Source organism: Desemzia sp. FAM 23989 (genome assembly GCF_045528345.1).
Classification (GTDB): Bacteria; Bacillota; Bacilli; order Lactobacillales; family Carnobacteriaceae; genus Desemzia.
Genome location: NZ_JBGQQT010000004.1, coordinates 1 through 23,675, shown reverse-complemented (window position 1 = coordinate 23,675; position 23,675 = coordinate 1). Strand labels below are relative to the sequence as shown.

Annotated in this window: 25 protein-coding genes; 1 reads left to right on the top strand and 24 read right to left on the bottom strand. The window is 37.1% G+C overall.

The genetic code is table 11. The features are described 5' to 3' along the window. Positions 1-90: 90 nt before the first annotated feature. The 12 genes from addA to ACEN36_RS03630 form a co-directional block, all read right to left on the bottom strand. On the bottom strand, positions 91-3,873 hold the full coding sequence (gene addA, locus ACEN36_RS03685; RefSeq protein ID WP_407125973.1) for a helicase-exonuclease AddAB subunit AddA: 3,783 nt from the start codon (positions 3,871-3,873) through the stop codon (positions 91-93). Next, positions 3,870-7,490 (bottom strand): PD-(D/E)XK nuclease family protein, encoded by a 3,621-nt coding sequence (locus ACEN36_RS03680; protein WP_407125972.1) that lies wholly within the window; start codon positions 7,488-7,490, stop codon positions 3,870-3,872. The genes addA and ACEN36_RS03680 overlap by 4 nt, the downstream gene beginning before the upstream one ends. A gap of 107 nt (positions 7,491-7,597) precedes the next feature. Next, positions 7,598-7,858: a DUF1294 domain-containing protein gene (locus ACEN36_RS03675; protein WP_407097071.1), complete on the bottom strand. Its 261-nt coding sequence runs from the start codon at positions 7,856-7,858 to the stop codon at positions 7,598-7,600. A 3-nt stretch (positions 7,859-7,861) separates the two neighbouring features. Next, positions 7,862-9,097: a peptidase T gene (gene pepT / locus ACEN36_RS03670; RefSeq protein ID WP_407097070.1), complete on the bottom strand. Its 1,236-nt coding sequence runs from the start codon at positions 9,095-9,097 to the stop codon at positions 7,862-7,864. 90 nt (positions 9,098-9,187) lie between these two features. Then, positions 9,188-10,309, bottom strand: coding sequence for a Nif3-like dinuclear metal center hexameric protein (locus tag ACEN36_RS03665; protein ID WP_407097069.1), 1,122 nt, complete (start codon positions 10,307-10,309; stop codon positions 9,188-9,190). Next, positions 10,306-11,010, bottom strand: a complete 705-nt coding sequence (locus ACEN36_RS03660; RefSeq protein WP_407097068.1) for a tRNA (adenine(22)-N(1))-methyltransferase — start codon at positions 11,008-11,010, stop codon at positions 10,306-10,308. Before ACEN36_RS03660 ends, ACEN36_RS03665 begins: the two co-directional genes overlap by 4 nt. Before the next feature lie 33 nt (positions 11,011-11,043). Next, complete coding sequence (locus tag ACEN36_RS03655; protein WP_407102756.1) at positions 11,044-11,505, bottom strand: hypothetical protein; 462 nt, start codon at positions 11,503-11,505, stop codon at positions 11,044-11,046. Positions 11,506-11,795: 290 nt separating this feature from the next. Further along, complete coding sequence (locus ACEN36_RS03650) at positions 11,796-12,110, bottom strand: type II toxin-antitoxin system RelE family toxin (RefSeq protein ID WP_407097066.1); 315 nt, start codon at positions 12,108-12,110, stop codon at positions 11,796-11,798. Next, entirely contained in the window at positions 12,110-12,433 is a 324-nt protein-coding gene (locus ACEN36_RS03645) for a type II toxin-antitoxin system Phd/YefM family antitoxin (protein ID WP_407097065.1), read from the bottom strand. The genes ACEN36_RS03650 and ACEN36_RS03645 overlap by 1 nt, the downstream gene beginning before the upstream one ends. 202 nt (positions 12,434-12,635) lie before the next feature. Further along, complete coding sequence (locus ACEN36_RS03640) at positions 12,636-13,760, bottom strand: NADH-dependent flavin oxidoreductase (RefSeq protein WP_407097064.1); 1,125 nt, start codon at positions 13,758-13,760, stop codon at positions 12,636-12,638. A gap of 88 nt (positions 13,761-13,848) precedes the next feature. Continuing rightward, positions 13,849-14,115: a hypothetical protein gene (locus ACEN36_RS03635; protein ID WP_407102757.1), complete on the bottom strand. Its 267-nt coding sequence runs from the start codon at positions 14,113-14,115 to the stop codon at positions 13,849-13,851. A gap of 627 nt (positions 14,116-14,742) precedes the next feature. Next, complete coding sequence (locus ACEN36_RS03630) at positions 14,743-15,636, bottom strand: SDR family oxidoreductase (RefSeq protein ID WP_407125971.1); 894 nt, start codon at positions 15,634-15,636, stop codon at positions 14,743-14,745. Between the two features lie 208 nt (positions 15,637-15,844). Between ACEN36_RS03630 and ACEN36_RS03625 the strand changes: the two genes are divergently transcribed. After that, a complete protein-coding gene (locus ACEN36_RS03625; RefSeq protein WP_407097061.1) occupies positions 15,845-16,024 on the top strand; it encodes a hypothetical protein in 180 nt (59 codons plus the stop codon). 620 nt (positions 16,025-16,644) lie between these two features. On the opposite strand, the gene ACEN36_RS03620 is transcribed toward ACEN36_RS03625, so the two are convergent. The 12 genes from ACEN36_RS03620 to ACEN36_RS03565 form a co-directional block, all read right to left on the bottom strand. Next, complete coding sequence (locus ACEN36_RS03620; protein WP_407097060.1) at positions 16,645-17,256, bottom strand: class I SAM-dependent methyltransferase; 612 nt, start codon at positions 17,254-17,256, stop codon at positions 16,645-16,647. Between the two features lie 22 nt (positions 17,257-17,278). Beyond that, a complete protein-coding gene (locus ACEN36_RS03615) occupies positions 17,279-18,181 on the bottom strand; it encodes an NAD(P)/FAD-dependent oxidoreductase (RefSeq protein WP_407097059.1) in 903 nt (300 codons plus the stop codon). An 80-nt stretch (positions 18,182-18,261) separates the two neighbouring features. Next, the gene (locus ACEN36_RS03610) at positions 18,262-18,663 is read right to left on the bottom strand and encodes an RrF2 family transcriptional regulator (RefSeq protein ID WP_407097058.1); all 402 of its coding nucleotides are present in this window, start codon (positions 18,661-18,663) and stop codon (positions 18,262-18,264) included. Positions 18,664-19,019: 356 nt separating this feature from the next. After that, positions 19,020-19,355 (bottom strand): hypothetical protein, encoded by a 336-nt coding sequence (locus ACEN36_RS03605; protein WP_407097057.1) that lies wholly within the window; start codon positions 19,353-19,355, stop codon positions 19,020-19,022. A 60-nt stretch (positions 19,356-19,415) separates the two neighbouring features. Continuing rightward, entirely contained in the window at positions 19,416-19,811 is a 396-nt protein-coding gene (locus ACEN36_RS03600; protein ID WP_407097056.1) for a hypothetical protein, read from the bottom strand. Positions 19,812-19,988: 177 nt separating this feature from the next. Beyond that, entirely contained in the window at positions 19,989-20,333 is a 345-nt protein-coding gene (locus ACEN36_RS03595; RefSeq protein WP_407097055.1) for a hypothetical protein, read from the bottom strand. 34 nt (positions 20,334-20,367) lie between these two features. Further along, positions 20,368-20,562, bottom strand: a complete 195-nt coding sequence (locus ACEN36_RS03590) for a hypothetical protein (RefSeq protein ID WP_407097054.1) — start codon at positions 20,560-20,562, stop codon at positions 20,368-20,370. A 67-nt stretch (positions 20,563-20,629) separates the two neighbouring features. Further along, complete coding sequence (locus ACEN36_RS03585) at positions 20,630-21,142, bottom strand: NUDIX hydrolase (RefSeq protein ID WP_407097053.1); 513 nt, start codon at positions 21,140-21,142, stop codon at positions 20,630-20,632. Positions 21,143-21,247: 105 nt separating this feature from the next. After that, on the bottom strand, positions 21,248-21,451 hold the full coding sequence (locus tag ACEN36_RS03580; RefSeq protein ID WP_407097052.1) for a hypothetical protein: 204 nt from the start codon (positions 21,449-21,451) through the stop codon (positions 21,248-21,250). Positions 21,452-21,507: 56 nt separating this feature from the next. Next, positions 21,508-21,843, bottom strand: a complete 336-nt coding sequence (locus ACEN36_RS03575) for a hypothetical protein (RefSeq protein ID WP_407097051.1) — start codon at positions 21,841-21,843, stop codon at positions 21,508-21,510. Positions 21,844-21,882: 39 nt separating this feature from the next. Further along, positions 21,883-22,563, bottom strand: coding sequence for a hypothetical protein (locus ACEN36_RS03570; protein ID WP_407102763.1), 681 nt, complete (start codon positions 22,561-22,563; stop codon positions 21,883-21,885). A gap of 414 nt (positions 22,564-22,977) precedes the next feature. After that, a complete protein-coding gene (locus ACEN36_RS03565) occupies positions 22,978-23,520 on the bottom strand; it encodes a hypothetical protein (RefSeq protein WP_407097713.1) in 543 nt (180 codons plus the stop codon). Positions 23,521-23,675: the final 155 nt, after the last annotated feature.

Sequence of the window (23,675 nt, the reverse complement as noted above, 5' to 3'; positions counted from 1 at the left end):
ATCCCCTATTCACTTAATAAAATGACAAACAAAAAACGAGCTGGAAGTAAATCACCAGCTCGTTTTTTGCATTTCCATACAATTATTCTATTAATTCACTGCCAAAACTTCCCCACTATCCAACAAGCATAGATAGGTCTCTGTAACAGGTTTATTCAAAATAGACTGCAAAGCTGCTTTATACAATAGCAATTGTCCCTTGTATTTCTGGATCATCTCTTCATGAGCACGTTCTTTAAACCGGATCAATCGATCAGTTTTGTAATCAAATAGCACCACTTTATCTGGATATTCTATATATCCGTCCATGATTCCGTGAATCAAGATTTTATCCTCAGCACTGCCGTCCATGTCTGTAAAAATAGCTGCAGCATTCATCAACAAGGAAAATGGTCTTTCTCTTTCCACCAATGCAACATCATTAATCAGCTGCTCCCCTAACGAAGTTTCAAAGAAAGCGGCGATTTTTTCTATTTCAATTTGTTTGGCTGTTTCTGTTTGCAACAAGCCTTTTTCAACCAGTTCTTCTACCAATCGACTCAACGACTCAATGGTCGGTTGTTCATGCAAATCAATCGATTGCATCACCAGGTGGGTTCCTGTACCAATCTCAACACTGGTCGGTGCAATCGTCTCGGTTAAGAATGCAGGTCGTTTCAACTTGTCTTCTGTGTATCGGTTTTGATTTCGCGGTTCATTGACATCGATTTTGACCAACTGGCCTTCATGCGGTTCTTCAAACATCCGTTTGATTTCAGAAACTGATTGATAGCTGGTCGTATGTGTCGCGGCTTGGTGAGAATAACGATGCTCCAACAAGCGTTTCACTTCTTTAAAATCTTGCTGCAAGTGCCCTTCCAGCTCAACACTTGGAGCTTGCTCGATTTTGTCTAACCATTTTATGGCATCAAAATCAATTTCCAATTCTTCATTTTGTTCCAACAGTTCTTTTTCCGTTACAAAGTGAACACTAAATGACGCAGTATGTTGCTGTACTTCGCCATTCTTGGCAGTAATGTGCAGATGGTCATTTTGACTGTCTGGATGACGGACAATGGCTAAGCCAATCCATTTCATCAAGCTGCTCGCTGTTAAACGCAAGTCACTCGGCAGAACTGTTTGCTGATGAGAACTCACCACGCCCCAATCTTTCCAAGCGGCTTCTTCATTTTTATACGAGCCGACTAAGAATAGTTTTTCTTCTGCTCGCGTCAAAGCCACGTACAACTTCCGCATCTCTTCCGCCAATAGTTTTCGTTTCTTTTCTACTTTCAACGCAGTTTCAGGCAACGTAGTGTATCGGATTCTCTTGTCTAAATCTTTGAATTCTGTCCCGACACCCAAGTGTTCATTGAAGACATAACTGTTCATCGTGTCTTGCAAGTTAAATCGCTTGGTCAAGTCCAATACAAAGACGACGGGGAATTCCAATCCTTTACTGGCATGAATCGTCATGATCCGGACCGCATTCTCGTCTTCCGATAAAGCAGTCGGCTCTGCTAAGTCTTTGTCTTTTTGCTGCATTTTTTCAATGAAGCGGACAAATTGAAACAGCCCTTTGAAACTAGTTTGCTCATAATTCGCTGCTCGTTCATACAACGCATGCAAATTAGCTTTTCGTTGACGGCCAGAAGCCATTCCCCCTACATAATCCAAGAAGTTTGTCTCTTGATAGATACTCCAAATCAAAGTGACGATCGATTCTCTGCGCGCAATTTCTCTCCAACTCGTTAACCGTTCTAAAAATAGACGGATTTTTTCATATAAGTTGCCTGTAAAACGAGTCTCTTTATTGTTCCCTGGATACTCCCGATAAAAACTTGACACAGCATCGTAGTAATCACCCGTTTTTTTCGTGATGCGAATGTATGCCAACTCTCGTTCATTCAAGCCAACTAACGGAGAACGCAAGACACTCGCCAATGGAATATCTTGATAGGGATTATCAATGATTTTCAATAAAGACATCATGATCGTAACTTCTGTTGTCTGGAAATAATTCTGCGTATCATTGACTAATAAAGGAATATTCAATTGCTTAAACAAGGTCTGAATGGTCGCATTATTTTTCTTCGTCGGTGTTAACAGCACGATATCTGAATAGCGAATCGGACGATATGCTTTCTTCTTCTTATCGTAGATAGGAAACTCTTCATCGACCAAATCTTTGATTTTTTGCCCGACCATCGTCAATTCGCCTTCTGTTTTAGTTTCAATGGAGAATTCATCCAGTTCCGTCTCTTCTGCATCATCATCGGTTTCTTTTTCATAAATCAGAATCTCCGGCTGATGAACAGTAGAAACAGGGAAGTCTTTGAACCCTTGAACCAGTTTAGCGGCTTCATCGTATTCCATTTGTCCCACTGATTTATCCATCAATTGTATGAACAAGAGATTGATAAATTGCAGTACTTCTCCTCGGGAACGGAAATTATCGGCTAAGATAATCCGTTCGCCATCTTGCAACTTCCCATACGTTTCGTATTTTTTTAAAAATAAGCCTGGATCTGCTAAACGGAAAGAATAAATAGACTGCTTCACATCTCCCACCATAAAGAAATTGCCGTTTTCTGCATCATCTTTCGTCAGCCAATGCAGAATATTCTCTTGCAACTGGTTGACATCTTGGTACTCATCGACCATGACTTCACTGAATTTATCCCGGTAATGAGTGCTGGCTTCACTTGGCGTCCATTTACCCTCTTCAAAGTGAGCCAGAATATTCAGTGTTAAATGTTCCAAGTCATTGAAATCCAATAAGTTGCGTTCTCTTTTTTTCGCTGTATAAGCTTCAGAAAATAGTTGTGTCACCCGAGCCATCTCTTGAATCAACGGTACGGTTTGCTGCATCAAGCTAAGCTGTTTTTCTAGAGGCGCAGCAAAATAATCTTCTTTCATGGTCGTGTACCGTTTCTTATTCTGGTCACGAATGGCTTTCATATCTTGCCCAACTTCTTTTACCTCATCGTCCGCATTCTTTTTCGGACCTTTCCATCTGGCAAATTCAAAAGCTTGGATGGTGTTGTAAATAGCTTCGACGTTTCCTTCATCCAATAAGCGCAGCAATTCAGTGATATGGCTGCATTCATTTTCCACCAGTTCTTTACCAGCCATTAATTCATCACTATTTTCTCCCATGCTGTTCGCATAGCGGTATTGCTCTTCCAATCCGACTAAGATTTCTTTCACTTGCGGTTTCAGCAGATCCTGATACAATGTGCTTTCTGTAAAAGAGTTCTGTTCTACTTTGTACAGATCGCCTAAATGTTCCAACCACAATTCAGGATTCGGATTAGCCCGTGAGAATTCAAACAAAGAGAAGACCAAGTCTTGCAGACCGCTATCTGTACGGTCATTAGAATAAGTTGCCGTCAGTGTTTTAAACAAGCTGTCTTCTTCCCCATACAATTCTTCTCTCACATCATCCCAGACGTCTTCTTGCAGCAAAACGATTTCAGTCGCATCTGTCAGCAAACGGAACACTGGGTCTAAATCGATCAAATAGTAATAACGGCGAATGACTTGCAAACAAAATGAGTGGATCGTACTGATCGACGCTTGAGAAAGCAACGGAATCTGCTTTACCAGATGCCTTTTTTGATCCGTCAGACTTTCGCCAGTGACAGTTTCTTGTAAAGCGGACTGGATCCGTTCTTTCATTTCTCTGGCAGCAGCATCCGTATAGGTAACGATCAGCAATTCATCCACATTGGTCCCGGCTTTGATTTTTTCGATCACTCGTTCTACAAGTACGGTGGTTTTTCCTGACCCTGCAGAAGCGGACACCAGCAAATTGGTTCCTGAATCGTATACGGCCTGCCACTGATCATCTGTAAAACGGCTGTTTTCAGGTTTTAATGGTAATGGTTTCACTCTTCTGCATCTCCTTCACGTTTCATTCTGTCCAGAATATCTGGAATACCCAATTTTTCCATTCGACGGTATTTGTTTTCGGTGTACAATGCAGCATCGAAAAACGATACAGCTTTTAGCGGTCCGTTTACCGAAGAAATAAACGCACTTTTCTCTTTGATCGGACTCAAACGGGTATCGCCTTTAATGATATTGTTTCCGGCAGTAATGATTTTCTTTTTATTGAAACGCAATAAGGTTTCGATATCATCCAACGTGACGAACTTATCGGATTTCATCGTCCCTTTAGCCAATTGTTCAAATGGGTACACCAATGATTTCTTCTTCGGTTCAACCGTTAAATCTAGAGCATCCAACATATCCTCGTCATCCAACAAGAAACCATCCATTTTGTACATTTTTAACAACGTTTCCCGATATTGGTCCTCATCGACAAATGTTCCTTCTTTAAGAAACGGATTTTGCACTTGCAAGTAAAATGCCCCAGCCGGTAAAGCTTTTTTCCCAATCAATTCATCCGAATGAGCTAAAGCGATATCTAAATACGTCAACATCTGCATCGCTAATCCATAATAAGCATCAATAAAACTAAAGGAATGTTTACTGGATTTGTAATCGACTACAGATAAGTAATGCTTGTCATTGATCTCCATAGCATCGACCCGGTCTATTTTCCCTCTTAAATGCAATTCTCCGCCATTAGCTAGCGCAAAAGTATGTCCTTCGATTCCTTTTTGAGCCGCGATCCGTCCAAATAAAACTTCTGTTTGAGCATTGGCCATATTTGTCCGTCTGCTTTGGTTGCCGATAGCCCACGCCACACGCTGAATCGTATTGGCCAGCTGCTCACGAATGTACATCATTCGGTTTGAAGCAGATAAGATTTGGTATTTGCCTTTGCTGATCAAAGATTCCAGGACTTCATTGGTGATTTTTTCTAGAGCCTCTTTATCTAATTGGTCAAAAGAAAGATCACGATTGATTAATGTCTTGAATAATAAATCTAATGCTTCATGGAAATATTCACCCGTGCCGGCTGCTGATAATTCAAACACGTCTCGTTCTCTAAGCTTCAAGCCATAGGTCAAGAAATGCGTGAATGGATCTGCATAATACGACTCCAGTTGTGAAACCGACATGTATAAATCTTTTCCATATAACTGTTCAGCTAATTCTTCGGTTAACGGTAGCGGAATGTTTTTCCGGCGCAAACTTGCCAGCAGACGATTGAACATCAAAGAAGTCTTTTCGTTCAATTTGAAATACTGATACAGCATTTGCCAGAAAGGATGCAAGTCCGCTTGCTGATCTTGGGCTTTGCGTAAAATCATCAGCAATTGCCCCATAGTTGCTTCCCTCGAGCCGATAAAAGCTAATACATCTTCTTTCTTCAATTCAATCAGGGAGGTCACATCTGCCGGTTTGGCTTGTACAGAAATGTCGAAATAATCGGCTATTCGCTGGACATAGGGCGATAATTTAGGACTTTCTTTTGAATCATTGCTGGCTGGATACATCAAATACAATTTTTCTGAAGAATCTAAAAAGGCTTGGTACGCAATAAACGGTTCAGCAGCCATTTGCGATTCGACTGAAGGTTTTAAGAATTTTTCTTCTGTCGCTAAAAAGTCGCCGATCAACGTTCGGTCTTCTTCAGTCAAAATCGTTTTGTTCTCTGTTTTAACCGGCAGATTGGTATTGGTCAATCCTAAAATAAAGGTCACTTTGGCTGTGCCGATCCGTGCTCCTGCTAAACCAGAAAAAATCACTTGATCGATACTTGGCGGTACAATGCTGTAAGAAGCATTCTCAAATCCAGTAATCAGGATCATCCGGAAGCTTTCTTCATCAAATACCTCTTCGCCTAACACTTCAACGTACTCATCCAATAACTGAATAAATACCTGCCAGATCTGTTCATGTCTTCTAGCCATTTCCAAATCATTTTGCTGAATCAATTCATCACGCCAAAACAGCAATTGATCCGGAACGCCATTGGCTTCTAAAAACTGATAAACGATTTTTGCAGCATCCATACTAGTTTCGGCTTTATCCAAGCGTTTAAAGAAGGGCGACAATGTATGGTTGAGAAAATCTTTTACCTGATTCGCTGTCTGTTCAAAAACCACATCGGCATCAGACTGAAAATCGGCATCGTCGTATTGGAATCGCGTGTACTTCCACGGATCTTTTTTCGTCCAATGGTAGCCTTCATACCCATACGCTAAGACCACATTTTCTGTGATATCGACGGCATCTCTAAATTTGGCTGCATGATTCATATATTGTTTGACGCGCATCATGCGATCGGCAGATAGTTCCATCGTAACAGGCGGCATAAATAATTCTGTTCTCAATAAACGCATCACATCTGCATAACGCCAGTTGTTCTTTTTGATCGCAAATAGTGCATCCAGCAACTCACTCAACGGATGATGAGACATCACTTCCGCACTATCAAAGAACGTTTCAATGTGATGTTTATCAAATGTCGGCTGCAGCGATGTTCGGTAATCTTCCGGGTTCCGAGCCAATACTAAAATGTCTTTGTAGCGGTATTTTTCAGTAGCGATCAGTTTCAAAATTTCTGTGGCTACATGATTGACTTCTGCTTGTTTGTTTTCAGCTCCCCAAATCTCGATGCAATCGTCCATCGGGATCCGCTCTTGTTTCAAATGCAAGTTTGTCGGAGACAGCTCGTTGCTCTCCACCCAGTACTGTTCCAACTGATTCAATTCTTCACAGTAATGACTGTCTTTCTCAGTGATCACTTGATCGAGTTGGACTTTTACTTGATTGAGACGTGCCAATTGATACAGCTTGTAGTAGGTAGTCCCAGTTACTCGGAATAAATTCATTAAATCAGGCTTTTCAGTAGGATAGGCTTTATCCAACGTCAACGCCAAAGTTACTTTTTTCGTATGCTGCATCAACGTCAAAATCAGGTCCTGCTCTTGAGCAGTAAACTGATAAAATCCCTCGACATAAATATAAGCATCTGATAGATCCATACCTTGGATCTTTTCGATTAAAGCAGTGATCACATCTTCGGTTTCGATGTACTTCCCTTTCACTGCTTCCCCAAATGCTCTATAGATGAGCGAGATATCTTGCAGTTTTAATTTAAAATCGGCTTCCTTAGGTGTGTCGCCTAAATTCTGAATCATTTGCACTAAGTCTTGTTCCGCAATACGACCACTGCGCAATTCAAAAAAGAGATCACTCAATTTTTGCACAAATCCATTTTTACGAACTTCACCACGATAAATAGTGAGTTCATCCTCATATTGCAATAACAACTTCCGAATCAACATAGATAGACCGGTTTGAGTCAACTGTGGCTTGACATACAAATCAGTATCTTGTAAAAAATACCATGCCAAACGGCTGAAACTGAAAACTTGAACGTGCATCATACCAAGAAGTTCTTGCTGGTTGAACGGTTCTCTTTCACCCAGTTCTTTCAATACCGTCATTTCGGCATCGAACTTGATGTGTTCCGGCACCAAATAAAACACTGGTGTCTTTCTGTTTTCTTGTAAAATGTCTGAGATCTCGTTCAACATGACATCTCTTTTATCTGTATTGGCTCTTCCTAAAATAAACTGTAAACTCACTTACGTCACCGCCTTTTGCTAGACTATTCTGTTACCTATTTTAACATACACCTCCTAACTTCTCTCATTTAAAGACAAAAAAAGCAGAACTCGTCTGCTTTTTCCGGTTACATTAAGTTCGCTGCTGCTAATCCTGCTATCAACACACACGTTCCCAAAGCATACACCACTTTGAATTTGAATTCTCTGGTTTTATGACGGTATATTTTCATACCCAAGAGACCACCGATCCCTCCACCAACCAACCCAAGAAACAGCAAATTCTTCTCTGGAATGCGCCATTTGTGCTGAACAGCCTTTTTCTTATCTACACCCATCATAATGAACAACAGAATATTGACCAAGAGAAAATAAAGCATCAACCACATGCTCTATTCTCCTTTAGAAGCGTTCAATTTAGCGATAGCAACAATGACATCTGTCGCTTTTTGCATACTTTCAACGGCAACAAATTCATAACGGCCATGGAAGTTTTCTCCACCAGCAAAAATGTTCGGTGTTGGAAGACCCATGAAAGAAATTTTCGACCCATCTGTACCACCACGGATTGGTTCAATGATTGGTTTGATACCTAACGATTCCATGGCTTCTTGAGCAATGTCAATCGGTCGCATATCCTTTTCAATGATTTCACCCATATTGTAATATTGATCTTTCAAGACAACTTGTACACGATCACTGTCTAAAGAAGCATTCATATCGTCCGCCACTTTTTGAACAGCAGCTTTGCGTGCTTCAAATTTTTCTTTGTCGTGATCACGGATGATGTAAGACAATTGAGCATTTTCTTCTGTTCCGGCAATGCCAGATAAGTGATAAAAGCCTTCTCTGCCTTCCGTTTTTTCAGGTACTTCATCTTGAGGCAATTGAGCATCAAAAGTCATGGCTAATTTAATGGCATTGACCATTTTCCCTTTAGCCGTTCCTGGGTGCACGTTTTTTCCTTGGATAGTAACAATAGCGGAAGCCGCATTGAAACTTTCATATTCCAATTCACCAACAGGTCCCCCATCCAATGTATAAGCATAATCAGCAGCAAATTCTTCTACATCAAATCGATCTGCACCGATCCCGATTTCTTCATCTGGACCAAAACCAACACGGATTTTCCCATGTTTGATCGAATCATCATTGACTAAAATTTCCATCGCTGTCACGATCTCAGCAATCCCTGATTTGTCATCAGAGCCTAGCAAAGTCGTTCCATCAGTTGTAATCAATGTTTGACCAACGTAATTTTTTAAATTTGGAAAGTCTTCTGGAGAAAGAATGATGTTTTCCGCTTCGTTCAAGACAATAGCTTCTCCATTATAGTTTTCATGGAATTGAGGAGCAACGTTTTCAGCATTAAAATCAGCAGTATCCATGTGTGCAATAAATCCAATCGTTGGGACTTCTTTGTCGGTATTACTTGGTACTGTCGCCGTAACAAAGCCATTATTGGTATTGTAAGACACATCAGCCAATCCAATTTCTTTCAGTTCTTCCATCAAAGTTTTAGCAAACTCTACTTGTGTTTGTGTACTTGGAATCGTCGTGCTGTTTTCATCTGAACGTGTTTCTATTTTGACATAGCGAATAAAACGCGGGATTAAATTTTCATACATGTGACTTAAACTTCCTTCCGATTTTAAAATGGTGAGTTGTTGCTTGTTTTTTATTATCTCGCAACTTATAAGGATTGCGCAAGAGCGAATTTATAGAAATTGATAAGGATCCGTATTTAATGCAGACGAAAGAATCTCCACGTCCCAGTTTTCTTCCGCTTTCCACTCCGTAAATAACTCTTCTAGTTTCGTTTTACAAATTTCTTCGATGTGGTGGCCTGGATCGATTACTGAAAGACCATCTGCCAACATATCGTGTCCAACATGATAGTAAACATCTCCAGTAATGTACACATCGGCTTGCTTTTTAAGCGCATCTGAGTAAAACTTGCCCCCATCGCCACCGCAAATCGCCACTCGTTTCACGAGTTTAGTGTCATCCGGTGTAATGTAGCGCAACCCAGAAACGTTAAAAACCTCTTTGACTTTTTGAGCAAACTCTTTTACGGTCATCGGCTGAACTAAGTTTCCTACTCGGCCCAAACCATAGTTATCGTGCAGACTTTCAATGGTATACACATCAAAAGCCGGTTCTTCATAAGGATGAGCTTTAATCAAAGCTTGGATTACTTTATCTACAAGGCGGTTTGGTACGACCACTTCCACTTTGACTTCTGTCAGCTGCTCTTCTTCGCCTACTTCACCAATGGCCGGGTCTGCTCCTTTGACCGGTGTAAAACGACCTGTCCCTGCAAGAGTGTAACTACACTTCACATAATTGGTTCCAATTTGTCCTGCGCCAACTGAAGTTAAGGCTTCTCTGACTTCAGACGCATTTTCAGGCGGCACCATAACAGCTAGTTTTTTGTAATAAATGCGTTGGGTTTCAGTCAGGATTTCTGTGTCTTCGATTCCCACAGCTTCAGCCAACCAATCGTTCATGCCGTTTTCTGTAATGTCCAGATTCGTATGAGCAGCATAAACGGTAATGTCGTGTTTAATCAAATCATGGAACATTTGGTTTTGCGGACTGTCACTGGCCAAGTTTTTCAACGGACGAAAAATTGGCGGATGATGCGCAAAAATAAAATCGACGTGTTTTTCAATCGCTTCTTGGACGACTTCCGGACGCACATCCAGTGTGGTCATGATTTTAGAAATGGGTCTGTCTAATGTCCCTACAGCTAACCCAATTGGGTCGCCTTCCTCTGCTAAAAACGGCGGCGCGAAAGCTTCAAATTTTTGTACCAGTTCTCTTCCAGTTATACTCATTTCTCTAACAACTCCTCTATTTGTTGAATTGTCTCTTTCACAGTTTTGAGTTTTTCTGTTTGGTCTGATTTTGATTGTTCTAAGCTGGCTTGGATGTACTTGTATTTCTTCAGCTCCACTTGCCATTTTTTTCTAAACATTGGCGTAGGATCATTTTTCAACAAGAAACCATATTGCAAATCAGCTTCAGTGGCTTCAACAGGTTGATCGCTTTTTTCTGCAATCATGATTTCATACATTTTATGGTTTTCTTCCAATAGGTCTTCAGCAACGATTTGGTAATCGTGCTCGACCAGCCATTTGCGCAACGTGTATTCTCCAACATTCGGCTGCAGCAACAACCGTTCTTGACCGCTCAACTTATCGGCGTTAAAACCTTTATCTAAAATAGACGCAATCAAACTGCCGCCCATTCCGCAAATAGAAATCGCTGAGATGTTATCTTTCAAATCCACTACATCAAGGCCATCTCCAAAACGAACGTCGATTTGTTTTTCAAAACCTAATTCAGCTACATGTGATTTAGCAGATTGATAAGGACCATCCACTACTTCTCCAGCAATCGCGTATTCAATCATACCGTTTAATACTAAAGCACTTGGCAAATAAGCGTGATCCGATCCAATATCTGCTAAGCGGTCATTTTTTCTGATATAGTTTGCTACTCGTTCTAAGCGAAGCGACAAATTTTTTTCATCCATATTAACAACTTTCCTCCACGTACATTTCTATAATTAATCTTCTAAGAATCCTTCGTCCATCAAATAGCCTTCAGCAGCTTCTTTAGACTTGAATACTCCTTCAATTTGGCCATTTTCCACTAACACAGCCCACATTGGGTGATCATATTGTAAAATCAGTTTTTCACCGTACTGATCCATCCAAAGTTCTTGGTAGCCAACTGCATAACCATTTTCTTTTTTGTTCAAATATTCAAGGGCTTTGTCTATTAAGTCTCTAATTTCTTCTTCAGAAGCTTCTAAAACAGAAATATAGCCTTCTTTGGCGATTTCTTCTTTAGGCAAATAACCTGCATAAATCAAGGCATTTCCATTCGGATGCAAGAAACGAACCACCATTGTTTTAGCAACAGCACTTTCTTCGTAATGGTAATTCACACGATTCATTGATACTGGTGTTGCTGTCAATTCAGGGTAGCTATCAAAAATAGCCTTTTTTTCTTCAAATGTTAACATGTAATTGCTCCTCATTCAGACTTACGTTCTTTTTTAGTATAGCAGTTTTTTAGTGAAATTACTTAGATAAGTGCAGCTTTTTAAACAAAAAAGATCTTGCTAAATAAACTTTTTAATTTAAAATTTAAAAATAAAACAATTTCCTTGTGCGTTGGATAACCCAAAAAAGTTATGATTTTTAAATAGTGTTACAATAAGTGAAAACATACTTGTACAATCTACAAACCCTCACTCTTATCTTAAATAAGCGTGAGGGTTTGTAGTATTTTAAAGTCAGTTTTTAGTTAAAATTATTGTCTTTTTATCCTTCTCTTCTCAGCAATAACAAAAACTTTTTCTTCATCTCTTTTTCCAATCGTGACAATCTCAATAATTTCTATTTGTCCATTTACTGAAGGTTTAAAAATAAGGCGAATGCCTAATTTTTGATTTTTTAATTCTTTAAACCCTGCTAATTTTGCATAGTTTATATTTCCAAGTACTTTGCCAATCTCTGAACCTCTATCTTCTAAACGTTCTACAGCTTCATTTACCCATTGTTTTAACATACCATCTAATTTCTTATAGTCTTTTTCTGCCTCTTCCCAAAAGTATACTTGAGCCATTAGTCAAATAACTCCTCATCAGATAGAGAAGCAAAAGCGTTTAATTCCTGCTCTGTCTCAAGAACCTTTTCAGCAGAGATAAGGTTACCCGGTCCTTTGTAAACTCGTTCTTGCAACTGACTATAGAACAATTTATTTTCCAATTCTCTATAATTTCTAACTAGTTTTTCATATACATCATTACTTAGAATTACTGCTTCAGGTTTGTTATGGTTGAAAATAAAAGTTGGTTCTCCTGATTCATTTGTTTCTTTCACAATTTTTGAGAATTCTTTTTTGGCTTCTGTAATGGACTTTGTTTTCACATCTAAAGTTTTTAACATTCAAATTGCCCCATTTCTTATATCGTTTAGTTTAAATATATTATACCAAAAAAAGCACTTTATTCAAATCTTAATATAGAACTTTTATCAAAACTTTTTAACGGAAACTGCTAAAAAGTTTTGCCATCTCACAAAACAAAAAAACGACAGGTTTAAATTTGGTAAAATACCAACCTCAAACCTGTCAATTCAAATCATTAGTCTATTTTACAATCGGCAACCAACCTGGTCTTGACGCTACATATTCCCACATAGCATCCGGTAAAGCTAGGTCTGCTCTATCTTCCGAATGAATCTCTGTACGGATGGTATCTTCTTTTCCAGTTTTTACTTTCTCGACCCAATCAGGTTCTACAATCAACTCTCGACCAATCGCTACGAATGGAAGATGATGCTCTTCCATAGCTTTGACTGCATCATCCGGTGTGACTACTTGTCCTACACCGATAAGCGGAATATCAGTGCCGAATTTTTCAGTGATGATGTCAATTATAGGTGTGCTGTTTTCTTTATCGCGCATAGACGTTTGAGCGACACTTCCTAAAGAGATATGAATGTAATCCAGACCAGTTGTTTTCAATTGATTCATCAAAGCTAACGTGTCATCCAAAGTGATCCCTGGTTCTTCCATTTCTTCCGGAGAAATGCGGTAACCAAAAATGAATGGTTTGTCTGCGTATTTGTCAATCGCATCTTTAGCAGCTTTGACAACAGCCAACGGAAAGTTCATTCGTTTCTCAAGCGTGCTGCCCCAATGATCGTCTCTTCTATTGGAATGAGGAGAGAAAAATTGTTGAATCAAGTACGTATTGGCGCCATGAATCTCTACTCCGTCAAATCCGGCTTGAATGGCTCTTCTTGTTGCTTCACCAAAAGCTTCAATAAGCTCACGCACTTCGTAATCAGGTAATTCTCTTGGTATTTCTGCGTTATCTCGAAGAGCTGGAACAGCACTGGCGCTTACCGGTTGAATTCCCCTAAGAGTATCTGCAGATCCCATTCTGCCGACGTGGAAAATTTGCAAGATTGCTTTTGTACCGGTACTTTGAATCGTTTTGGCTAATTTGGACAAACTTTCAATGCGATTATCTGACGCCGCGCTTAATGATCCAGCAAACTTACCGTCTTCTCTTACCTGTGCGCAAGATGTAATAACAGCTCCCAGACCAGCTGATCGGCGCTTGTAATAGAGGTGTTCATCAGTAGTGACCATCCCATTCTCAAATGCTGAATTTGTTGTCATCGGCGGCAAGATGATACGATTATCAATCGTTGCTCCTGAAGAAAATGTAAATGGTTCAAATAATTTTTCGTACTTTTTATTCATACTGTTTATAGCCTCCTATGCTTTATTTTCTGTTCGAGTATATCACTAAAAACCTACTTAAAGTAAGTATAGTGTTCTAAGTATTATTTTAGAAAACAAAAAAAGCCCAGTAGAAAGCAGTTCCCAATAGAACAACGGACATTACACTATTGAGCCAAACAGCTATTTTAGCTCCTTGAACCGAACTATTCCGGTATCGCAAAGCAATCAAAGCAAAGTTTCCTGCTAACAATACATAGACTGAAACTTGGCAAGTGGCAAAAGTTATCATGTTCATAAAATAAAGAGCAATTAAGAATAAAACTGCAACAACTATTGCAATTCGTAGACTAACATATCGTTTAGTAGATTTCATCTAGACTTAGACCTCCTTTTTTGGGTTGAGTTAGAAACAGAACGTCTTTTTTTGAAAAACTCCCACGCTCTTATAAGCAGCACCGCTATTGTAGAAGTTATAATAATGTGAGTAGTGTCTTCCAAAGATTTATCCAGCCAATATTCATACGCTAAAAAATAAAAAACTGCCATTAACAATACACGTAATACGAAACTGGTTACCTTGTTTTCCACTAAAATCCTCTTCTCTCTTCAGTAGTTTTTGCACAAAAAAGTTATGTAAAAGGAGTGTTCTTAAAGCAAATAAATATGATTTCATGTAGAAATGAACAAGTTCATTTACTCAATAAAAGCGTAACCGTATTTGCATTAGGATTAAAAAGAATATTGAGTGCAAAGAAATTTAGCACTGTTTGAATGGTTGTTTTATAGTCATTTTTGAAGTTTCCATTTATCAACTATCATCCGTTTTGTTCTAAAAAATATCTACCTTTATTTTACTCTTATTGAAGACCATTTTCTATACTTATCTATAAAATGAATTTAAGTTTTCAGCTAACGCTTAACGCCACATTATCTATTTTTTCGCACACAAAAAAAAACCCGAAACATTTAAATTTCGGACTTCTAATAATACTATTCTAATTTATAAATCGATTGGTTGTCCGCCTGTGACACCATAAATCTGCCCGGTGATATAACTTCCTTCATCTGATGCTAGCAAAACATAAACTGCAGCTAATTCAACAGGCTGTCCAGCACGTCCAAGTGGACTATTTTGCCCAAATTCAGTGATTTGACCATCTAGTTTTCCATTATCCAATTGAAGTGGTGTCCAAATTGGACCTGGTGCTATACCATTGACACGCACGCCTTTTGATGCAAAGTAAGATGATAAGGATACCGTAAAGTTGCTTATGGCTCCTTTTGTAGCTGCATAATCCATTAAGGGTTCGCTTGGATTAAAAGATTGAACAGATGTTGTGGTTATGATCGCACTGCCTGGTTTCAAATGTTCTTCTGCAGCTTTAACTGTTTCGAACATACTAATAATGTTTACTTTGAAAGTATCGTGTACTTGTTTCATCGGCAAATCACTTAAAGAAGGTCGAGCAATTTGCTGTGCAGCATTTAATACTAGAATGTCTAATGCACCAAAAGCTTCAATGGCTTTTTCAACGATTTCAGTCGCTGCACCATCTTCACGCAAATCATAAGGCAGCAACAATGCTTTTCTGCCTTCCTTTTCAATCAATTCTTTTACTTCGTTAGCATCCTCTTCTTCGCCTGGGAAAAAATGGATAGCTACATTAGCACCTTCTCGCGCATAGGCTATCGCAGCTGCTCGTCCCATACCTGAGTCGCCACCTGTAATTAAAGCGTTACGCCCTTCCAGACGGTTATAACCTTTATACGATTCTTCACCGCAATCGGGTCTAGGTTCCATTTTGCTTTGTAATGCCGGAGTATTTTGTTCTTGTTCCGGAAACTTCTCTGCATAATACTTCTTACGTGGATCTATTAAATGTGAGTTTTCCATCAAAAGTCATCTCCTATTAGGTTTATTGATTACAATATTAAGGATAACAAGATAATCATGAAAAAACTATTGATACGCATTCTATTATTAGATTTGTACATAAAAAGACTTGTCTCAGTATAGATTATTTTTCTAAAACTCTATTTTTCATTAATAACATAAGGTATAAAAAATCAAATGTAATAACATTTCACTAAGGAGGCAGCAGATGAAATTTTTAAGTGGTGAAAACGTTATTTGTAGTGCTTTTTGGATGCACATTTATCTTTATGGTTTGGAAGCAACTTTTTCTTTAGGATTTAAAGCTTCATTTTACTTGTATGCTATCATTTTATTCTTATTAGGAGTTTATGTTATAGTGATGCATTTTAAAGAAAACGAGCATTAAACAATAAAGAGTCGAGTTTTCCACTAACAACAGTAGAAAAACCGACTCTTTTTTTATTATTTTTTTGTTTCAACGGATAGTTTCTGCATTCTCATAGTGAATAAAAAGTAATACCTAACAATATTAGCTTTATACAAACTTAACAGAGGTGTCACCTGACATATCCCATTCCAAACCAAGTAGATATGGTAGTAAAATGACTCTCAACCACCATATCTACCGACAAAGAGAACAGATATAGTTCATAAACCATTCTCAACTACCATATAGGGCAGAGTAATTGAAAGTTTTGGTCAGTGAGAGGTGAATTGAGAGAGTTACTGTCCAATTAGAAAGCATTTTTTTAGTTCGCTAAACAATAAAGAACAAAGACAGTTCAAAGTAAAAAACAGGAAACGAAATTATTGGAGCCTGTAAGTATATTGGCAAGTTCAATCTGAATGCAGTTAAATTTTAACACTTAAATAGTGAGTTCCTTTCTGATTACATCTATAGCTTAATACTTCTAGTTTAGCCCGATTACTTTTAAAAATTATATTAACAAAAAAACATGTTTTCTAAAGAATCAATTCTTTTAGGAAACATGTTTTAGACTATTCTATTTAATAATGGATTCTATATTATTTTTTTCTAGCACTTAGAATAAATCTGGATGCTTCTTGTCCAGCGTTCTCTTTTTTTGCATCATAGAAAATGTTTGACTGGATATGCTGGTAGCCTATTTCTGATAAAGCAGCTGTTAATGCTGAGCTGTCCATTCCATGTCCATGGCCGCTTGAAACTTTTTTTGGTTTTTCCATTTCAATAATCAGCAATTGTCCATCTTTGTTTAAGGCCTCATAAAGTTTAGAGAGTAGTTTATGGCTGTCTGAAATATGATGCAATACTAGAGAAAGTATGATGGTATCCGCCTTATAGAGAAGTTGATCATCTTTTTCAATATCCAGACAAAGTACAGATGCTTTTTTAGTGTCTATATCTGCTAATTTCTTCTCGACCTGTTCGATCATTGCTGGAGATGCATCTACAAACAACATAGATTCAAAATCTTCTAACAAGTCTAGACCCACATTTCCTGTACCGCAACCAAAATCTATCGCTGTCTTTGTGTGGTTTTTGTCTAACAAATTGCGTATAGCTTCAGTAGAACGTTTTGCCATATCCTTATTTTTTGTTGTGTCGTATTTTGCTGCTAACTGATTGAATTGATTTATATGTCCGATTACTTTCACTCCGTTCTTTTTTTGAATCCTTTTATATTCCTTGAAATGTGGCCTCACTAGAGTCGGCTATGATCCCTGCACCTGCCATATGACCTTGACTGGCAGAAACAATCAATTGAGAAGGACCGGTTATTTCTCCTGCGGCATAGATGCCTTTTATGTTCGTATGACCCATGATATCCGTCATAATAAACCCTGCTTCATTGACCTCGATGCCTAATTGTTCAATGAATGGAAGTTTATTATCCAATACTGTAGTACAGAAGCCACCTGATCTATTGATTTCTTCTCCGCTTTCGAAAACAACGCCCTGAAGTTCCCCACTTGTACCTATTAGTTCAACAATTCTTTCTTCTATCAGACGAATATGATTTATTTCCAGAACTTTCTTCTGCTCACCATCAAAAACGGTCTTTCCGTTAGTCGCCACAATCAAATCATCTGTCCAATTTTTCAATAATTTAGTAACATGGAGAGCCTGAATGGATTCTGCTATGAGTACCAGAGGTTTGTCTTTCATTTCCCAACCATCACAGAAAGGGCAAGAGAAAATACTGCTTCCATAATAGTTTTCAATTCCTTTCACATTTGGAAGCGTCTCTTTCACGCCTGTAGCTAAAACGATATTTTTAGTGTGGAAGGTTTCTCCTGACTCGGTAGTCAATTCAAAAGAGTCTTTCAGCGTTTTTTTAATGGATAGAATTTTGCCTTTTTTGATCGAAATGGTTGGATATTGCAGTAAATCTCTTCTTCCTTTTGCTCTGAAATCTTCTGGCTTAATATTATCTCTCGTTAAAAAAGCATGGGTTTCATGCGTTACAGCATTTCTTGGTTTTTCTTCATCAATCAGAAGCACTTGTTTTTTCCCTCTTCCGGCTACTAAAGCAGCACTCATGCCTGCTGGTCCTCCACCGATTACAACAACATCCATCATCTTTTCTCCTCCTATAAATTCTATTACAGACCTTTAATATCTATAATTAAAATAAAAATTAGCTAATCACTAATTTTATTTTACCTTTGATTCAAAATATCCGCAATTGTCTTACGTGCAAGTTCATCTTTCATCTTATCTTCTGCATCTGCTACTGCACGCTCGATCAAACATTCTCTATTCCACTTACCATCATGAGACATCGTACAGTTCAGTAATGATTCATATCCTTCTATCGCTTGAATGATATCAAGAAACGTACATTCTTCTGGCGAACGCAATAAACGATAGCCGCCTTTTACTCCGGGAGTTGATGTAATCAAACCAGCTTTTGATAATTTTGTCAGTATTTTTGACAAATAAGTAGGCGATAATTTTTGGCGTTTAGCTAAGTCTTCTACCCTGACTGCTTCGTTGGTAGATTCCATTGCCAAATGAACCATAGAATGTAAAGCATAATTTGTCGCTTTTGAATATTTCATACTGCTCTTCCTTTTAATTACAGATTCGTTTTATCTTTAATTGAATATAAAGTAGATGTGGCCTAAAGTCAATACGTTTTTTTATAATTTTTGTTTCAACGGATAGTTTCTGCATTCTCATGGTGAATAAAAAGAATACCTGACGATATTAGCTTTAGACAAACTTAACAAAGGTGTCACCTGACATATCCCATTCCGCGCCAAGTAGATATGGTAGTAAAATGACTCTCAACTACCATATTTACCGACAAAGAGAACAGATATAGTTCATAAACCATTCTCACTTACCATATAGGACTGAGCAAATGAAAGATTTGGTCAGTGAGAAAGTTCCAACCCCATTAGAAAGCGGATTTTTAGTAGTCAAGCTGTCTCAAGTACAGAACGATTCTTTTCTCTTCATCTAATTTTACATTATACTGTCTGATGGCATCTTCTAGTTTTTTCTTTGTTTTTGGTTCATCGCTGAATGCATTCAACACTTTATAAACTAGTTCTGAAAATACATAAACCAGTCCTGAAGAACCTAGTTCAACTCCCAATAATTCCTCATCAGATAATTTGGTCTCCGTTAGTTTTTTCACTTCATGATTGTATTCACCTTGAATCAATATGTATTCCTCTTTACGTTGAAATCCTTCCAGTAAATTTTCCTCGTTCCATACTTCAAAATACGTTACTTCTTTTGTCAAATTAATCCCTCCATATAACTAGTAAACTGTTGAAAATAAATTAAGTATCTCTAGTCAGCCTTATTTTTTGTGAAATATAGAATATATGAGAATTCCACCATAAAACCCTGCATATTTAGGGAAATCTTGTAATAGATAAGTTATTCCAGGAACACGTTCTATAAGGACAGTTGAAAATAGCTGAGAGATAGATAATGCCAAATAGGCTGCGAAACAAACTAAAGCAATCAAACGAAAATTCATTTCTTTCATAAACTTTGTTGAATATAAAGCCATAGACACCAGTATTATGATTAGAAATGTCGGCAACAATATATAAAGCACCTGAGCCCATATTTCTGAAATAAGCTCACCTCGTAAAAAAGCTTGCTCTGCCACAGTTAAAAAGTATCGGTAACCGATCATAAAAATTGCTGGAACAAACATAAATAAACCATAAAAAGTCGTTTTTTTCATATACATCCTCATTCCTATATTTTAGTTTAAAACCTGGCGTAATTATATTTAAATCCTAATCGTCCGTTGTTGATTTCCTTTTGTTTACTTGTACAGGCATATGGCAAGCTTGACTTTTTGTGTTTGAGTGCTCTTTATTGCTAGTGTATTTGCAGAACAGTTTTAAAATCCATAAGTTTAAACTCTACCGCTTTCTGCAATAGATTGAGTATATTTTTCAAGAAATACGCTATTTAAATAGAAACCTATAGATAAAAGTAAAGTTAGGGTAGATTCATCTTTGGGTAAGGTGATTATCATTACTGTTACAATTCCGATATCTAGCATAAGACTTAGACAGATTATTATTGTCATTTTTTGCTGGTTTTCTTTTGAAACATCCCGTAAAACTTCAAGTTTATCTGTAGGAATCCAAAAATGCAGAATCTTTGAAGATCTTTTTTTCATTAAAAATTGAATAAGTGCCATTATTTTAGTTGCAATAACAACGCTAAGAACTATAGTTACTATGTAATTTGCCATAAACAGCCTCCGATGATTTTAAAAACAACCTTTTTTATTTACGATTGTACATAAATTGTTGGATTGAAAACTTTATGATACGGTACAAAAACCAAAAGATTCCAAAAAATAAAGCAAAGGAACTGATTTGCATCAAAAATGCGCCAATGGTTGTTTCTAGTACATTATGGAGGACAAAAACAACTGCGGAATATCCGATAGCTATCATCCAAAATACTCTTCTACTCATCCAATACCTCCTTACTCTTTAGGCTCCTTTTTATCGTAACATAAATGATTTAGAAAACGTTTTTATATTATTTTTCTCCTTTTGTATACAAAGCTTCTTTTACTTCCCATGATAAAAAGGACGTTTTTTCTAACACATTTTTGCTTTTATTCATCTCTTCTAATATTTTTAATATTAGAGGTGACGGATTATTGATGTTCAATTCTTTCACCGCGACCCAGTCAATACCATCAGAGTCATTTTTTCCATCTGCTACTGTTTCAGGAATAGCTTCTTCATCCTCAAACAATTCAACATCATAAAGAATAAAAATATGATGGACTGTATGGTCAGCTTCACTTTTTACAAAACTATCATAGACTCTGCAGTTTTTATATTCAGACACTCGATGGCCAGTTTCTTCTAGGACTTCTCTGATCAAGGTCTCCGTTAATCCTTCACCATCCTCTTGACTTCCTCCTGGCAAGTCGTATCGATTCTGATATGGTCCTGCATTTTTTTGAATACATAAGAGTTTATCTTCTTTTAAATTCACTCCGTAGACTCCAAAATGTTGATGATACTTCTCACCGTTGTTCATTCATATAACGACCTTTCTTGCTATATATTTAAGCTCAGCCTCTTGAATACATGTATTTGACGTTGAAAGTTGATGACTCCATTACTAATAATTAGGTCTGTTGCATCAAAAAAATTGAATCGTGCAGTTATCAGTTCCGACCAGAGCAACCTCATTTTTGACAAAAATTCTTTCCCCTATGTGAAACTCAAGAAGCTTCTCATCTCTAACTTCTTTATTAGCAATTCTAAATTCTTCACGATTTATTTTGTACGTCTCCCTAAAATTGTCTTTGTATACTATGGAAACCTCAATCAGTTCTTCTTCCATCATTGTCTCTCCTTTTTAATTGGATTGTATTCCACCAATTTGTCAAAGCCTAAACATTATTGAGCGTGCAATTTATTTAGGATGTTTTTAATTAACCTTCCAGGTACTAAATGGATTAAAGTAAGGACAATGGTATAACCTAATGCAGAAGTGGGCAAAGAGATCATCAACAGTGAAACAGCAATTGTACTTAGAACTATACCTGCGCTCAGCACAACTTTTATTTTTATCATTTTCTGATCAGGAATGTTAACTAAATTATAGTTTTCACTTAAGGGCGTCCACCCTTTCACAAACCAAGAAGAAAAGTTCCCCTGAAGTACGCGTATCAAACTCATGATTCTACACGAAAAATCTATTATGAAAATAACCAGCAAGATATAATAAAACATTTCACTACCTCCCTTAGTTATATGTTACTAATCGTCGATTTAAAACTGTTCTATATTTTCAAGTTTTTCTACTATCAATATACTTAGATCAATAGCTTCCCTGTAATCAACGGGTACAGCTGTATCTTGAAGAGTTGTTAATATAATTATATTTTTGTAAGTCATAATAAGTGGAACACAATAAACGTCATCTTGACTGAAATATAACCAATCTGATCCTTGAAAATCATTGGTGATATTTTCTTCATTACGCATAAAAGAAATAGTGAAATATTTAGTGCCATTTACATAAGTAATAGTTTTTTGAGTTGATTTATCTGAGAGTTCACCATCAGAAGTCAAGAATTCTCTTTTATTAAATGATAATTCTTTATCTATAACTGTAACCGAGTCTCCTAAATTACTCAAATCTGGATCTAATTGATAGTCTGGTATTTGAATTTTTGAAATTTGGCGAACCCAGGCATCAAAACCCGGTTCAGTAATTAAAGTAACTTTTTCTTGAGATGCAGTATTGGCAACAATGTCTGTGTCCGCGCTATTAGATTCACTTACTGAAACTTTATCTTCTACTGTTATCTCATGCTGTTCGGGACTTTCGGTTGTATCCAATGACATTAAAAAATATGTAATGATGCTTCCAAGTACAAAACTCACTAATATACAAAAAATAAAACCAAACACTTTTTTATACTTTTTCTTAGTGTAGTTTTTCTTCATAACTTCCCCCCTATTTGATTTATTAAGGATAATCAATAGAATACTTGTTGGCTATAGTTTGAACAATGAAATTCCATTATTAGACAAAATAGCCAATGATATAAAAAGGCAATAGATAGAGAATTCCATGAAAGTATCATTAAGAGATTACTGACTTCGTATAAAGTCGAAAAATTATTACCCATAGCAGCGAAAATTCTTGATAAAAATCATTGAATACGATGACTTGCACTTATTATTCTTTTAAGTAATTTGTTGGATAAGAGTCCACGAGAAACTCTACTGATCGTTCTATTAATCTAATGAAATTGTCGCTGATACCGACATCTTCTATTGTCGCAAAAGAAAAGATGGTCGAAGACTTACTAATATGGTCTTTTAATTGCTTATATTTGTTTCCTTTTATATTTCTATTTAGATTTTTTTGCACATATTCTCTAACCCTTCTGCTTCACAACGTAAATGATAAAAATATTGGACGATTTCTTTTTCTTGTTCAATAGACTTAGCCATCTTTTTTAAACTTCTCTTCCCAACTCTTCGATCAATCAAAGAAAGAATTTTAATGATTATATGATTGGACTTTAAGGACACTTCAATAGAAGAACTAAGATATTCTTCAACAGCGTCAAAAAAATCAGATTGAGAAAAAACACCTTCAGCCATAATCATTTCATGAGCTTGTGATTGAATATCAACATTTTGTGGTCCATTGTAGACATCATAATCAATATTTTGCTGAGTCATTATCTCTTGTTCAACTTCATACATTGCATTGTCAGCAGCTAAAGTACTCATACTGAAGACTTCTTTTTTATCCACTGTAATAAAAACTCTTCCTGTTTGATCATGAGCTTTACGGTAATTGGTTACCCTAAACTGGACTTTGTCTTTTAAAGAATCGCAGATAAAACTTTCTATCTTCTTTTTTACTTTGCTCCACTTTTTTTCAGGCAATATTTTATCCTCCGTAATTTAAATCTTTTCACTAGTGTTGCATGAAACATAATATGTTTCACAATGTTATGTATCCTATTCCAATATGCAAAAAAGTCCTTTATACTGAACTTGGATGACTTATCCAAGACCAATAAAAAGGACCCAACTTATGG

Coding starts and splice junctions, on each gene's coding strand:
- ACEN36_RS03630 (WP_407125971.1), bottom strand. CDS start 15,636: ATGGAAAACTCACATTTAATAGATCCACGTAAGAAGTATTATGCAGAG.
- ACEN36_RS03655 (WP_407102756.1), bottom strand. CDS start 11,505: ATGTTAACATTTGAAGAAAAAAAGGCTATTTTTGATAGCTACCCTGAA.
- ACEN36_RS03575 (WP_407097051.1), bottom strand. CDS start 21,843: ATGTTTTATTATATCTTGCTGGTTATTTTCATAATAGATTTTTCGTGT.
- ACEN36_RS03595 (WP_407097055.1), bottom strand. CDS start 20,333: ATGGCAAATTACATAGTAACTATAGTTCTTAGCGTTGTTATTGCAACT.
- ACEN36_RS03625 (WP_407097061.1), top strand. CDS start 15,845: ATGAAATTTTTAAGTGGTGAAAACGTTATTTGTAGTGCTTTTTGGATG.
- ACEN36_RS03645 (WP_407097065.1), bottom strand. CDS start 12,433: ATGTTAAAAACTTTAGATGTGAAAACAAAGTCCATTACAGAAGCCAAA.
- ACEN36_RS03610 (WP_407097058.1), bottom strand. CDS start 18,663: ATGAAATATTCAAAAGCGACAAATTATGCTTTACATTCTATGGTTCAT.
- ACEN36_RS03615 (WP_407097059.1), bottom strand. CDS start 18,181: ATGATGGATGTTGTTGTAATCGGTGGAGGACCAGCAGGCATGAGTGCT.
- ACEN36_RS03600 (WP_407097056.1), bottom strand. CDS start 19,811: ATGAAAAAAACGACTTTTTATGGTTTATTTATGTTTGTTCCAGCAATT.
- ACEN36_RS03675 (WP_407097071.1), bottom strand. CDS start 7,858: ATGTGGTTGATGCTTTATTTTCTCTTGGTCAATATTCTGTTGTTCATT.
- ACEN36_RS03635 (WP_407102757.1), bottom strand. CDS start 14,115: ATGAAATCTACTAAACGATATGTTAGTCTACGAATTGCAATAGTTGTT.
- ACEN36_RS03640 (WP_407097064.1), bottom strand. CDS start 13,760: ATGAATAAAAAGTACGAAAAATTATTTGAACCATTTACATTTTCTTCA.
- ACEN36_RS03570 (WP_407102763.1), bottom strand. CDS start 22,563: ATGAAGAAAAACTACACTAAGAAAAAGTATAAAAAAGTGTTTGGTTTT.
- ACEN36_RS03590 (WP_407097054.1), bottom strand. CDS start 20,562: ATGAGTAGAAGAGTATTTTGGATGATAGCTATCGGATATTCCGCAGTT.
- ACEN36_RS03580 (WP_407097052.1), bottom strand. CDS start 21,451: ATGGAAGAAGAACTGATTGAGGTTTCCATAGTATACAAAGACAATTTT.
- ACEN36_RS03585 (WP_407097053.1), bottom strand. CDS start 21,142: ATGAACAACGGTGAGAAGTATCATCAACATTTTGGAGTCTACGGAGTG.
- ACEN36_RS03665 (WP_407097069.1), bottom strand. CDS start 10,309: ATGAGTATAACTGGAAGAGAACTGGTACAAAAATTTGAAGCTTTCGCG.
- pepT (WP_407097070.1), bottom strand. CDS start 9,097: ATGTATGAAAATTTAATCCCGCGTTTTATTCGCTATGTCAAAATAGAA.
- ACEN36_RS03660 (WP_407097068.1), bottom strand. CDS start 11,010: ATGGATGAAAAAAATTTGTCGCTTCGCTTAGAACGAGTAGCAAACTAT.
- ACEN36_RS03650 (WP_407097066.1), bottom strand. CDS start 12,110: ATGGCTCAAGTATACTTTTGGGAAGAGGCAGAAAAAGACTATAAGAAA.